The organism is Lactobacillus jensenii DSM 20557 (genome assembly GCF_001436455.1).
GTDB lineage: Bacteria > Bacillota > Bacilli > Lactobacillales > Lactobacillaceae > Lactobacillus > Lactobacillus jensenii.
This window is the reverse complement of the sequence record NZ_AYYU01000030.1, coordinates 1-13,559: the sequence shown is the minus strand read 5'-3', so window position 1 is coordinate 13,559 and position 13,559 is coordinate 1. Positions and strand designations below refer to the sequence as shown.

13 protein-coding genes and 1 pseudogene are annotated in these 13,559 nt (G+C 34.7%); 6 read left to right on the top strand and 8 right to left on the bottom strand.

Going from position 1 to position 13,559, the window contains the following annotated elements; genetic code table 11:
• The first annotated feature begins 119 nt into the window (after window positions 1-119).
• From FC45_RS06820 to FC45_RS06810, 3 genes are read left to right on the top strand one after another with little or no spacing between them, the layout of a single operon-like run.
• Window positions 120-1,052, top strand: a complete 933-nt coding sequence (locus tag FC45_RS06820) for an NAD(P)/FAD-dependent oxidoreductase (RefSeq protein ID WP_034535652.1) — start codon at window positions 120-122, stop codon at window positions 1,050-1,052.
• A gap of 10 nt (window positions 1,053-1,062) precedes the next feature.
• Entirely contained in the window at window positions 1,063-1,575 is a 513-nt protein-coding gene (locus FC45_RS06815; protein WP_006585101.1) for a phosphatidylglycerophosphatase A family protein, read from the top strand.
• A gap of 2 nt (window positions 1,576-1,577) precedes the next feature.
• The gene (locus FC45_RS06810) at window positions 1,578-2,228 is read left to right on the top strand and encodes a VTT domain-containing protein (RefSeq protein ID WP_006585102.1); all 651 of its coding nucleotides are present in this window, start codon (window positions 1,578-1,580) and stop codon (window positions 2,226-2,228) included.
• Between the two features lie 14 nt (window positions 2,229-2,242).
• Here FC45_RS06810 and glyA read toward each other — a convergent pair whose 3' ends face one another.
• From glyA to FC45_RS06790, 4 genes are all read right to left on the bottom strand, one after another.
• Window positions 2,243-3,478, bottom strand: a complete 1,236-nt coding sequence (gene glyA / locus FC45_RS06805) for a serine hydroxymethyltransferase (RefSeq protein WP_006585103.1) — start codon at window positions 3,476-3,478, stop codon at window positions 2,243-2,245.
• 53 nt (window positions 3,479-3,531) lie between these two features.
• Window positions 3,532-4,908, bottom strand: coding sequence for a PH domain-containing protein (locus tag FC45_RS06800; RefSeq protein ID WP_006588041.1), 1,377 nt, complete (start codon window positions 4,906-4,908; stop codon window positions 3,532-3,534).
• A complete protein-coding gene (locus FC45_RS06795; protein WP_006585105.1) occupies window positions 4,901-5,386 on the bottom strand; it encodes a PH domain-containing protein in 486 nt (161 codons plus the stop codon). The genes FC45_RS06800 and FC45_RS06795 overlap by 8 nt, the downstream gene beginning before the upstream one ends.
• A 78-nt stretch (window positions 5,387-5,464) precedes the next feature.
• A complete protein-coding gene (locus tag FC45_RS06790; protein WP_006588722.1) occupies window positions 5,465-7,984 on the bottom strand; it encodes an excinuclease ABC subunit UvrA in 2,520 nt (839 codons plus the stop codon).
• A gap of 119 nt (window positions 7,985-8,103) precedes the next feature.
• On the opposite strand from FC45_RS06790, the gene FC45_RS06785 reads away from it, so the two are divergent.
• Entirely contained in the window at window positions 8,104-9,495 is a 1,392-nt protein-coding gene (locus FC45_RS06785; protein WP_006585109.1) for an FAD-binding oxidoreductase, read from the top strand.
• Between the two features lie 63 nt (window positions 9,496-9,558).
• Here FC45_RS06785 and FC45_RS06780 read toward each other — a convergent pair whose 3' ends face one another.
• From FC45_RS06780 to FC45_RS06770, 3 genes are all read right to left on the bottom strand, one after another.
• Window positions 9,559-10,143, bottom strand: a complete 585-nt coding sequence (locus tag FC45_RS06780) for a nitroreductase family protein (RefSeq protein WP_006588039.1) — start codon at window positions 10,141-10,143, stop codon at window positions 9,559-9,561.
• A gap of 156 nt (window positions 10,144-10,299) precedes the next feature.
• Window positions 10,300-10,716: a helix-turn-helix domain-containing protein gene (locus FC45_RS06775; RefSeq protein ID WP_006585110.1), complete on the bottom strand. Its 417-nt coding sequence runs from the start codon at window positions 10,714-10,716 to the stop codon at window positions 10,300-10,302.
• Between the two features lie 128 nt (window positions 10,717-10,844).
• On the bottom strand, window positions 10,845-11,255 hold the full coding sequence (locus FC45_RS06770) for a helix-turn-helix domain-containing protein (RefSeq protein ID WP_006585112.1): 411 nt from the start codon (window positions 11,253-11,255) through the stop codon (window positions 10,845-10,847).
• Between the two features lie 107 nt (window positions 11,256-11,362).
• Here FC45_RS06770 and FC45_RS06765 point away from each other — a divergent pair, with 107 nt between their 5' ends.
• Window positions 11,363-11,764 carry a TetR/AcrR family transcriptional regulator gene (locus FC45_RS06765; protein WP_236694518.1) on the top strand — a complete coding sequence of 134 codons (402 nt, stop codon included), beginning with the start codon at window positions 11,363-11,365 and terminating at the stop codon, window positions 11,762-11,764.
• A gap of 10 nt (window positions 11,765-11,774) precedes the next feature.
• Window positions 11,775-12,119, top strand: a complete 345-nt coding sequence (locus FC45_RS06760; RefSeq protein WP_057706485.1) for a PH domain-containing protein — start codon at window positions 11,775-11,777, stop codon at window positions 12,117-12,119.
• Window positions 12,120-12,153: 34 nt separating this feature from the next.
• Here FC45_RS06760 and FC45_RS06755 read toward each other — a convergent pair.
• Window positions 12,154-13,465, bottom strand: a pseudogene (locus FC45_RS06755) (MATE family efflux transporter).
• Window positions 13,466-13,559 lie beyond the last annotated feature (94 nt).

Below are 13,559 nucleotides of genomic sequence, written 5' to 3'. Positions count from 1 at the left end.
AGGATTATTTTCTTTTTGGCAAGTGTTTTTTTCGGTGCAAAAATATTCTATTCATGGTAGAGTTTCTAATGAAACAACCGTATTAAGGAGGAATTATTATCAAAGAGTATGATTTAGCAATAGTTGGCGCTGGTCCAGTTGGATTATTTTCTGCTTATTTTGCTCATTTACACGGGCTTAAAGTTGCTCTACTTGAATCTCTACCAGAATTGGGTGGCCAGCCAGCTGCCCTCTATCCTAATAAAGTTATACAGGATATCCCTGTATTTAGAGATATCAAGTCATTTGAATTAACCGAAAAGCTTTGTTCAAATTTGAGTGACGACACTGACATCTATCGTAATTATAAGGTAGAAAATATTATTTTTGATAATTCTCATTTTATTATCAATGATGATTTAATCTCTAAAACTATCCTTATAACAACAGGTAATGGTGCTTTTAAGCCGAAAGCTTTTCCTCTTGCAGTTCCAGATAATATTGAAAGTAAGATTTCTTACTTTGTAAAAAATCCACAAGACTATCAGGATAAACAAGTCGCCGTACTCGGTGGTGGTGATTCCGCACTTGATTGGGCACTAGAACTAAGTCAATATGCAAAAGTTTCATTAATACATCGCCGTAATCAATTTAGAGGGCTTGAAAGTAATGTTGAAAAGGTTAAAAAAAATCCTAAAGTTTCTGTTTTGACCCCATACTTACCTGCTGACTTAACTGAAAATTCTGGAAGATGTGAATTATCTCTTAAGAAAGTTGGCACAGATGAAACAAATTCATTTATTTTTGATAATCTAATAGTTGCATATGGTTTTCGAGCTAATAACCGTTTTATAAAAAAATGGGGTATTGAGTTAGAAAATGACTTAATTAAAGTAGATCGAAAGATGGAAACTTCAGTCAAGGGAATTTTTGCAGCAGGCGACAGTGTAGGCTACGAAGGTCGCGTTCCAATTATCGGAATCGGCTTCGGTGAAGCGCAAATTGCTATTACTTCAATTATGCAAACAATCTTTCCTGATAAGCAGCTGACTATCCATTCTACAAGTATTTAGGTGACAGATAATGACAGAACACTTTTACCAACATACAATTGAATTATTGAACGAACGTGGTGTTACGCTAAAAGATATTGAGGACTTAGTTTATTATTTGCAAAAAGATTATATCCATCCTCTTACTCACGAAGCAATGCAAGAAAGTATTACTAAAGTTCTTCAAAAAAGAGAAGTTCAAAATTCAATAATTACCGGAATTGAATTAGATAAGCTTGCTGAAAAGAAGCAACTTTCTGAACCTTTACAATCAATTATGGAAAATGATGAACCTTTATATGGTTGTGATGAAGTTTTAACTTTTTCAATTACTAATCTTTACGGTTCAATCGGTTTTACTAATTATGGCTATATTGATAAAACAAAGCCTGGTATTTTAAAATGGTTAAATGATAAATCAACTGGCAAAATCAATGTTTTTCTTGATGATTTGGTTGGAGCCGTTGCTGCAGCTGCTGCCAGTCGTTTAGCTCATACTCAAACATCTTTAAAAGATGACAGTATTTATTCTAGAAAGGATTAACTATGGGGTTAATTTCATTTATTTTGCATATTGACGATCACTTAGTAAATATCGTCAATCAATTTGGCAATTATACTTATTTAATTTTATTTGCAATCATTTTTATTGAAACAGGATTGGTTGTTTTCCCATTTTTACCAGGTGATTCATTAATATTTGCAGCAAGTGCAATGGCTGCAAATACTAAATATGGACTAGATATCTGGCTTGTATACTTAGCAGTAGTAATTGCTGCTATTTTAGGAGATAGCGCTAACTATGAAGTTGGAGCTTGGTCAACCAGAGCTGGATCTAAGCATGCTTGGTTTAATAAGCTAATAAATGAAAAGAATCGATATGCCGCGGAGAAATTTTTTGAACGACATGGATCGCTTACGATTGTAATAGGACGCTTTATCCCATTTATTAGAACTTTTGTCCCATTTATTTCTGGTGGTAGTAAAATGCATTACGGCCATTTCATAACATATAATATCTTAGGTGGTATTTTGTGGACAGGGTTATTTTCAATAATTGGTTACTTCTTTGGTAACTTGCCAATTGTAAAGACACACTTTTCACTAATTGTAATAGCAATCATTTTGGTATCAGTTGTTCCAATTGCTATCGTAGCTCTAAAGAAAAAAATCATATTAAAAAAAGGATTCCATTAGGAATCCTTTTTTGTTTATTCAACTGGATGTTTAGCAACCAGTTTTTGTACGCTATCGGCTACTTTGGAAAGAACTGCTTGGTCATTGCTATTATTTAGAGTTTCAATAATAAGTTGGGCTACTTCTCTACTATCTTCTTCATCAAATCCGCGACTAGTAATTGCCGGAGTTCCAATTCTTAAACCACTAGTAATAAATGGTGAACGTGGATCATTTGGAATGGCTTCTTTATTAGTAGTAATCATGACACTATCAAGTAAGTTTTGAGCATCTTTTCCAGTTAAGCCAGTCTTGGTAATATCTAAAACTAATAAGTGGTTAGCTGTTCCACCAGTTACAACTCTAATTGTGTCAGAAGCATTTAAGACAGCGGCCATTGCCTTAGCATTTTTAACTACTTGACCAATATAAGTCTTGTATTGTGGTTGCAAATCTTCATAAAATGCTTGGGCCTTAGCAGCAATAACGTGTTCAAGTGGGCCACCTTGAGAACCAGGGAAAACAGCTGAATTAAACTTTTTACCTAACTCTTCAGAGCGAGATAAAATCATCCCTCCACGAGGACCTCTTAAAGTCTTGTGGGTAGTTGTAGTTACAACGTCAGCAACTGGCACAGGATTTGGATGATAACCAGTTGCAACAAGTCCAGCAATATGAGCCATATCAACCATTAAGTAAGCTCCCACTTCATCAGCAATTGCTCTGAACTTATCCCAGTCAATAATCTGACTATATGCAGAAGCTCCGGCCACAATAATTTGTGGTTTAATTTCTAGTGCTTGCTTACGGATTGCATCATAATCAAGTTCTTCTGTTTCAGGATTTAAGCCATAAGCATAAGTTTGGTACATTTTACCTGAGAAGTTAACCTTGGCACCGTGAGTTAAGTGTCCGCCGGCATCCATTCCCATGCCCAAAATCTTGTCACCTGGCTTAAGTAATGCTTGATAAACTGCCGCATTAGCTTGAGAGCCTGAGTGAGGTTGTACGTTGGCATAAGCTGCACCGAATAACTCTTTTGCATGATCAATTGCTAATTGTTCTGCAACATCAATATATTGGCAACCACCATAGTAACGCTTGCCAGGATACCCTTCAGCATACTTATTAGTTAAAACTGAACCTTGTGCTTCTTCAACTGCTTTTGAAACAATATTTTCTGAAGCAATTAATTCAATTGTATGTTGTTGTCTGTCTTCTTCTTTGTCGATTGCATCCCAAAGTTGTGGATCTTTTTCTGCATATTTCACGAGCCAAGCCCTCCTAAATAAAAAACTAACAAGTTAATTTTAGCATTATCTACTTATTTTTCCATAAACCATTTTTGTACATTCTTAGCAACTTGCTCTGGCAAATAACGGACTCGGATTTGGTAGCCATAGTTTTTATCCATTACTTCAAGTTCTATATGCATTAACTTTTTCCGCTTCATCCAAACACTTTGACTTAGCTTCAAATATTGAATCTTGTCTCTCGGTAATATTGCTTTGATAATTTTAAAATAGCGTTTAGTTCCAAGATATAAATATTTATCATCAAAGCTAACTCCACTAGTCTTACCAATAATTATGCTAGTAAATAAAATATACAAACCGATTACCAGACTTAAAATAGCAACCCAAATAAAGGCTTGCCCAAGATATAAATAAGCTAGCAAATTAACTACTAAACTAATCCAAAACCAGCAGTTAAATCGATAAACAAATAAAGCTCGCTTTCCACTTTTAGCTAATGGAATAAGTTTCTTAATTACACTTGGCCAAGTAGGAAGTAACTCATGTAAAGCATCTGCAGCATACTTAGCTTCAACTACAGGAATCAGATTAATATTGCCTTCTTCTTCACCAGTTACCTTTGAAGAGGCAATTGCTTGAATACTAACTAACTTAGTCAAGAACCTAAAATAAGTAGCTTCAAAAATGATTCCCTGAATTCTCTTAACAGGCAAAGTCATTTGTGTTTTAGTAAAAAGACCACTCTTTGCCTTTAACTGATTTTGTTCATTATAGATGTTAAAGTTGTAATAACGTTGCCAAGTAGCTAAAAAAGAAAGAACAATCCCTACTAGTAAAACAAGCAGCAATAATGGCCAGCTAAAATCAATTTTAATATTAAAATCACTTAGCTTCCCATAAAACCCCAAAACCAGCACAATCCCAGCAATAATTCCAGGCGAAGTTAAAGTATAAATTGCTAAATCACGACTATTAATCAAGTAGCCTTTTACTTCATCTTCAACTGCCGATTCCGCCACTTGCATTGTTGCTTGTAAGCGTTCAAGCTCTGCCTGACTAATAACTCGTAAAACTACTATTCCATCATCATCTTGATTAGCTGTTTCCAAGATAACTTTAGTTAATTTTAACGGCTCTATCCAAAAAGGATGATTGGTATGAATTGTTTGGATTCTTGAATAAGGGATATGTTTTTCCTTCTTTTTAAATAAACCAGAACGAATTACCAATTCATTATCTAAAAATTCATAAGTAAAACTAAAATATTCAACAAAAGCTGCTAATAAAACTAGAACTACAAAGCAGCTAATTTGAATAAAATATTGCCCTTTTAAGAAATTTAGATAGTCACAAACAACAAGAATAGCAGGCAGAAGACCAATTTTACTACTGACTTGATCTTTTAAGAAAAACAAAAGAGCTAGTGGTGATAAATGCTTATTCATGTGTATCACCTGCTTTTTGAATAATAGTTAAAAGCTGCTTTCTAAACTTCTTAGCATCTTCTAGCCTTAAGCCCGAAATCTTTTCACTTGAAGAAGCAGTATGCAAATATAACTCTGTCAAATTCTGCCAGCGTAAGATTGGCCCTGCTTCCAGGGTAACTGTCTGCAGACGCGCAAGTGGAATGGTAATTTGTTTTCTAAAAATATACCCCTTGTGCAATTCCACAAATTCACCAGTTATTTGGTAAGTCCAAAAATTATAGATATACGGAATTAGAAGAATTTGAATCAAGTCAAATAAGATAACTAAGGCAAACAATACTGTCCAGACTATTAAAGTAAGGTGTAGCCAGTTTTTATCAACAAAAATTTTTAAGACAAAATAGATAATTCCAAAGCCAACGATTGTTCCCAAAGCATCAAGAATATTCTTCACTAACCAAGCTTTCTTTATTTCTTTTGGTAACTTATTTACCATTTCCATTCGCCTCCCATCAAAAAAACTCTACTTACTAAAATTATAGCAAGTAGAGTTATTATTTTATAATATTATTCCTTAAACCAGATGATATTTCAATAAATGCTGGCGTAAATACTGCAGAGTTAAACTTGAATTATTACTTTTAACTAAGGCAAAAGGATTACCAGTTGCCATTACTTGTCCACCATTACTTCCGCCTTTAGGACCTAGGTCAATTAAATAATCACAATTAGTCATAATATCTAAATCATGAGTAATGATGACAATTGTTGCACCTTTTTTCTGCAAGCGGCGTAAAACTTTAAGCAAAACTTGAATATCACTTGGATGAAGTCCAATTGTTGGTTCGTCAAACACAAATAAAGTATGCTTGCAGGACTTTTGCAGATGCTTAATTAGTTTCAGACGCTGAGCTTCACCACCAGACAATTCTGGGGTGCTCTCTCCTAAGTGCAAATAACCTAATCCAACTTCTTGCAATAAAGTTAATTCACGTAAAATTTTACTTTCATGAGAAAAAACAGGAATTGCTTCATTCACCGAAAGATTCAAAAGCTCAGCAATTGAATAATTATGCCATTTTATCTTTAAAATATCTGGTGCAAACCGCTGTCCCTGACAAGTTGGGCAAACTTGTTCCATATCAGGTAGATACTGCAAATCAAGTGAAATCTTGCCTAGCCCCTGGCAGGTTGGACAAGCTCCTTGTTTATTATTATATGAAAATGCAGATATCTTCAGCTTTTGTTCTTTTGCTTCAAGTAAGTTAGCAAATAAATGCCGCAAATTATCCATGATTGAAGTATAGGTAGCAACACATGAGCGCGTGTTCTTTCCAACTGGCTTAGCATCAACACTTATAACCGACTTGATAGAAGTCGTTAACTTCGTTACTTGCGCTGGTAAAGCGTGGGGATTTTTAATAGCTGGCACTAAACTGTCTAAAATTAGACTAGTTTTACCCGCACCTGAAAAGCCAGTTACGGCTGTTAACTTCTCATCTGGAATTGCGACTTCAACATCATGCAAGTTGAAGTAGTCCTTTACCCTTAATTGCGTTGATTGCGCTAGAGATATATCTTGCTTTTTTAGGCTAGTAATTTTGGCAGTACCGGATAAATATTTCCCTATCATTGACTTAGGATTGTTTTCTAAATCTTCTGGTCTTCCTTCTGCAACAATGCGCCCACCCATTTCCCCAGCTTCTGGACCGATTTCAATCACCCAATCAGCAGCTTCAATCACACTGACTTCATGATCAACAACTACTAATGAATTTCCCTGGTCAATTAACTTACGGAAGATTTTTAATAAACCTGAGACATTGTCTGGATGAAGTCCAATTGTTGGTTCATCTAATACATACAAAACGCCAGTTGTTTCTGTTCGCAAAGTTCGAGCTAATTGAATTCTTTGTAGTTCTCCCGTTGATAACGTATTACCGTTTCGAGCTAAGGTTAAATAGTCTAACCCCAAATCAAGTAACGGAGTTAAGTTATCCTCTAAGTCTTTGAAGATAGCTTTAGCTATACCTTTCATTTCTTCAGGTAACCAATTTATAGTCTTACATTCAAAATGAACTAACTCAGCCAAAGTTAAATTAGAAACTTCAGCTATATTCATTCCCGCAACGGTTTGCTTTAGTAATTCAGGATTTAGACGATTGCCGTGACAAAGCGGACAAGTTGAGAACTTAAAAAACTTATTGATTCTAGTCAAACTGCGTTCTGTCTTAGCAGTCTTTAAGGATGCATAAACCGCTTCATATGCATTCTCATATAGCGTTCCATCGGTGCTATAGACTCGCCCAGTTGAAGTGTGAAAATCAACTGCGTATTTTTTCTTTTCACCGTGTAAAACAATATCTTTTTCTTTATTGGTCAAATCCTTAAATGGTACATCTAATCGCACACCTAAAGTTGCGGCAATAGTATTCATAAAGTTGCGGCCAGGTAAACGCCAAGAAGCAACTGCACCTTCATTAATCGTTTTGTTGTCATCGGGGATAATTTTAGTTGGATCTAAAGTTTGCACTTTACCAGTTCCATGACACTTGGGGCAGGCACCACCTGAATTATAGGCAAAGTCTTCTGCAGATTTTGCCATAAATTCTACCTGACAAGTAGGACAGGTAATTTCCCCCATCTTATCTCCGGGCGCATCCATTGCCTTAGCAATTGCCAAGCTTGGGGCAATTTTATGCCCATTAGGACAAACTGGACTAGCTAGACGTGAAAAGATTAAGCGAATTACACTAAGAATCTCACTCATCGACCCGACAGTTGAACGTTCACTTGGAACAGTTGGTCTTTGCCTTAAAGCAATAGCTGAAGGAATATGACGCACTTCTCTAACACCAGTTTCTTTAGCTTGCGAAATTCGTCTGCGAGTATAAGTTGATAAGGCTTCTAGATAGCGTCTTGAACCTTCCGCATAAAGAATCCCCATTGCAAGTGAACTTTTACCAGCACCAGAAGGACCAGTAATAGCGACAAACTTGTGCAAGGGAATATCAATATCAATATTTTTCAAATTATTGATGCTTGCCCCTCGAACTTCAATATTTTTTGGGGGAAAATTTGATTTTTCAATCATTAATCTTAATTTCAGTCCTTTAAATTTAATCCATTTATTTATTACAATAGTATTTTTTCATTGATAAGTAAAAAAATACTTACAAAAAGCAAGTTTCTTATTTACTTTTTGTAAGTGGAATGTATAATAATCTTATACTTACAAAAGAAGAAATCTTATCAGATTTAAGAAGCAAAATTAATAACGATAGCTTATTTACAGATGAAGAAACATTAAAAAAGCAATCATTCAGTGACAATCTAGCTGGCCAACATGGCTTAGCTCTTGCTTTCATTGAGGCACATTCAACTGCCGATATACAAAACGCCTTAGCAATTGCGCGCAAATATCACTTACCAGTAATAACTCAAAATAAATTTACCAGTACTGTAATTGGAGCTGATGCAAGTGATAATGCCCTAATTTTATCTACTGCAAAGTTGAATAAAATTATTGAACTGAATACAATTGACGGATATGCAGTAGTACAACCTGGCGTTGTCAATGGAGACCTTGATGCTGCCGCAAGAAAAGAAGGATATTTCTACGCACCAGATCCTGCTTCACGACCATATTCCGGAATTGGTGGTAATATTGCAACAAACGCTGGTGGCTTAAGTGGTGTCAAATATGGCTCTACTCGTGACAATGTATTAGGTCTTAAAGTTGTTTTAGCAAATGGTGACATTATCAATGTAGGTGGTAAAACTACTAAACAAGCATTTGGCTATGACCTAACACATCTTTTCATAGGCTCAGAAGGTACATTAGGTATTATTGTTGAAGCTACTGTTAAGCTCTTACCATTACCACTTGGAGAAAGTGCAATGGGACTAGCATTCTTCCCAGATATGACTACTTTATCAACGGCTACTAGTGCTATTCGCCGTTCCGGTTCAGATCCAGTTATGCTTGAAGCACTTGATATCAATACTCTTAAAGCAATTGATAAGTTTAAGAATACCAACTATTCAAATAATGGTAATGCTGCTCTAATTTTCAAAATTGATGGTATAACTAAAGAAAAAATTGATATTCTCAAAAATACCTTAGCTAAATTCTCAGCTTCCGAAGTCACTTTGACTACTGATGAAACAAAACAAAAGCAAATTATCGAGTTACGACAAGCAATGCTTCCAGCTATTTTTACAGGTAGAAACGCCGTTATGGAAGACATGGCTGTACCTACTTCAAAAATGGCAGAATTGGTTGATTATATTCAAGAATTGAGCCAGAAATATGATTTGGAGATTTTTACTTCAGGACATGCTGGAGAAGGTAACTTACATCCAACTATTACTTGGAGTACAGCAGTTAGTGAGACACCTAAAGAAGTAGTAACTGTTATCAAGTTAATGTTTGAAAAGGCCCTCGAACTTGAAGGAACTATTTCAGGAGAACATGCTGTGGGCTTACTTAAGAATAAATGGAACCATGTTGAATTAGGTGAGTCAGTTGACATCATTCAACACCAAATTAAGAATCTCTTTGATCCAATGGGAATTTTAAATCCTAAACGTAAAATTGATTAATTATAAAAAGCAAGTATTTGATATGCACTCTAAATTTGAAACATATTAAATAACTTGCTTTTTTCATTTTATATAGTAATTATCTATTTTCATTCCACTTGCAAGTTCAAAAAAGTAAGACAAAATTCCTAGCTCCAATTTTGCATATGGACTTTCCTTAACTTCTAACTTAACCACTCCATCAGTTAAATAGAATTTAAAGTTTTGCTTATTAAGAACAGTTGGTGCTTTTAAAGCAGCTTCTACTCCTTGTTTAAACCAGTTATTCTCATTATCACTCTGACTAACTTGAGTGAAGCTTTTACTTTTATGATTCTTTCCATCATCTATTCCATATCCAAAAACAACTACTCCATAGACATTTTCATGATATTTACTTTCTAATCTTTTGCGATTATAAGTTCCACCTACAAACCAGCTGTTCAAGCCAATACTTTGCAAAAATAACATCAAGTTGGCTGCACAATATCCTAATCCTTCTTGCTGACTATCACTTCCAGCTAGCACAATAAAGTTTTGAGCATTTTGACTTAAAATAAATTTACCAAGAAGTGATAAGGATGAATTATCATCAAATACTACCTTCATAGTCAAATTATGGCTACTGTTCAGTTTATCAATTCTTTCTAAAAATAAACGTTTGAACATTAGGATCAATTTCTACTGGCTTATATCTACGAACAGTGTGTCTTAAATCAATTGCTTTTATTAGGTCCGACTTTGAGATCATATTATTTCTCCTATCTAAGTCATTTCTACTTAATGTTATAACGCAAAGAAAAAGAAACTCAAAATTGAGTTTCTTTATTCTTTATTATCAACATAATAGTTAATTAAAAAATGCATAGGTACAGCAGCAAAAATAGCAATCACCCAACCATCCTGCTTTAAAACTTCCATTCCAAATGCAGCAAGCATACAAGCCGTTCCCCACAAAACACCCTTTAAAGCACGCTTAGCTTTTTGCTTTTTTAATACAGCTTGTTCACTTGTTTTTTGCGTATCTTCTTTCCTATCAAATTCAGTATTGCCTACAATATAATCAATAGAAACATCATAAAGCTTGCTTAATTGCTTTAACTTTAGAATGTCTGGTAATGAATCACCAGTTTCCCATTTAGATACTGATTGACGTGACACATTTAGTTTGCTAGCAAGTTCTTCCTGGGACATACCAGCATTAAGTCGCATCTCTTTAAGACGCTCATTAATTTGATCCATGATTCTTCCTCCGTCATTTAATATCTAAATTATATTGCGCACATCAGTTGCACACCACCAATTATGGTATACATTCACGCCACTTTCAGTTGCTTTTACTATTTCCCAGGAAATAACCACTAGTTTACTTATTTTGGCAACTTCGATAATTCTTGTAGATAGTGATATTGAATCCATGCAGATACAGGTGTGGCAAACAAGAATAATACTGCTGCTCGACCATCTTCTAAAAACATAATAAGTAGACAAACAATAGCTAAACAAAGTGACCACAAAATAATTTGTGATGCATTCCGCTTTTTACGCAGAGCTTCTTTTGTATTTTTTACTTTTTCTGATGAATCTCTCCCAACCAAGTAGTCTAAACTAACATTATAAATCTTACTTAGTTCCATTAACTTACCTATATCAGGTACCGCATCACCAAGTTCCCATTTTGAAATAGATTGGCGTGATATTTTGAGCTTATTTGCAACATCTTCTTGAGACAAATTGCTACTCTCACGTAATGTCTTAAGCCTTTCATTTAGATTATTCATATTCTATTCTCCTTCGTTAAAAATACCAGTTAAATTCTATCGCACCTACTAATTGCAAGCTAGCACTTAACACACTTTCTCTGCACCTATCAGTTGCATGTTTATTTTTGACTATTCAGTCAAAAATAAAGTATAATACTAGTATGGGATGGAAAAAGAAATTTAACTCAACAGAAGTCATAAGGGCGATAACTTCTGTTTTCCTACAATATGGCTATGAAGCAGCTTCACTTGATGACCTAGTCAAAGCAACTGGTTTATTAAGAGGAAGTCTATATTCTGAATTCGGCAGTAAACGTGGCATGTTTCTAGCAGCTTTACAGAATAATTTAGATCAAGTTAAGGATGGTGAAAAAACAATACATTTAATGCTCATAGCGATGCTCGAACTAAGCAGAAGAGATAAAGAAATCCACACCCTTATTCAGGAATGGTGTCAGAGTTTTCCAAGTAACGAATTAGAACAAATTTTAGGTAGTCAGTTACTAGCAGTAGCCAATATAAAGTGAGGTAATATAAATGCGAAACAAACTAACAATTAAGAATTCCGATTTAATAGTTGCACCCCAAGGTTTAGATAAATTTTGGACCCTCAAAAATAAACTAACTATCCCTTTAAATCATATTGTCGGTGCAACGCTAGACAATGGAATAATTTTTGATAAAAAAGGGTTACGCTTACCTGGTACTGCAGCTTTTGGCTACTATGTCGGCACATTCAAAAGCAACAGCGATACAATCTTTTACAACGCTAAAAAAGGTGAGAATATCATAGTTATTCAGCTAAAAGACGAAAACTACAATCGTTTGGTTTTATCAGTTGATAATCCTCATGAATGGGTCGATAAAATTAACAACTTATAACAAAAACGGCACTTCAAACGAAGTGCCGTTTTTATTAGCCTAATTTATCTTTTAAATCTAAACTCTTAGTAAAAATAATATATCCGATGATGACTGTAATTACATCAGATGCAACTTGCGCCCAGATAAACCTAAAATGTGCTCTAAAAGCAGCATCGCAGCAAAATAGACAACGCCCTGACGTGCAAGCGACATAATCAAAGCTCCCCAGGCATTACCAATTGACTGGAAAACAGTCGTATAAACCATAATTACTCCAGCCAAAGGAGTAGTAATCAAAGTAGCAAATAACATATAACTACCTGAATTAACAATTGCAGCATCATTCATGAATAATCCAACAATTGTATGAGCAAAAATAATTAAAATGAGCGCTGAAACTACTGCATAGACTACTTGAACCAAAATTTCAAAATGTAACGCTTCTCTCAATCGCTTCCAGTTCTTAGTTCCGTAGTTATAGCCAATTAGCGGTTGCGACCCAAAAGTAAAGCCAACAATTGCCAAAATTACAATACTATAAATCTTTTGAGTAATTCCCATAGCTGCAACTTCTTTAGCGCCGTAAGCTGCCAAAGTACTGTTAAGCAGAGCCATACCAAAAGTATTAGCAAACTGGTTAACTGAGCTTGGGCAATTACTTTATTAAATAAGCGCTGTTCAACTTTAATGAATTTCAGCTTAGCATTAATAAATTTTGCTCGTTTAATCATGTAATAAAACAAAACGGTATCCGTTACGATGAAACCAATCAAATTAGCAGTTGCTACTCCAGCTGAACCTAGCTTAAAAGCAAACAAAAAGATTGGATCAAAGATAATCGCAAACACAGTCCCTGAGATTGAGCCAATCATATCTTCTAATGCTTAACCTTCTCTTCTGAGTAAATTCTGCGGAATTAAAGAACACATGATAAAAACTGCACCAATTGCAAATACCCGATAAAATTCCGCTGCATCAGCATAAGTACTTGTACGAGCACCAAAGAGCCATAGAATTTGTTTTTCAAAGACTAGTAAGATTATTGTCAAAATAAAGCTAACAATAATTCCAGCATAAATTGAAAAACTACTTACTCGCTTTGCTTTTTCATATTTTTTCTCACCAAATAAACGAGAAATCACGCTACTGCCACCAAGTCCCCAAATATCAGAAAATGCAATTAAAAAGTTAATTAACGGTGTACTAATAGTCACTGCAGCAACTAAATTAGTATCTCCTGTTTTAGCAACAAATATAGTATCAGCTAAGTTATAAACCATTGTCGTAATCATACCTAAAACGACTGGAAATGCTAACTTAAAATAGACTTGTCTAATAGGTACTTTTGCAAATAATTCGTTCATAACTCCCTCCAGTCTGATATTACTATATAAGGATAAATACCTAAATTTAGTGACAAGATTTTAATGGTTCTATAATTTTTCCTGTTGATAGTTT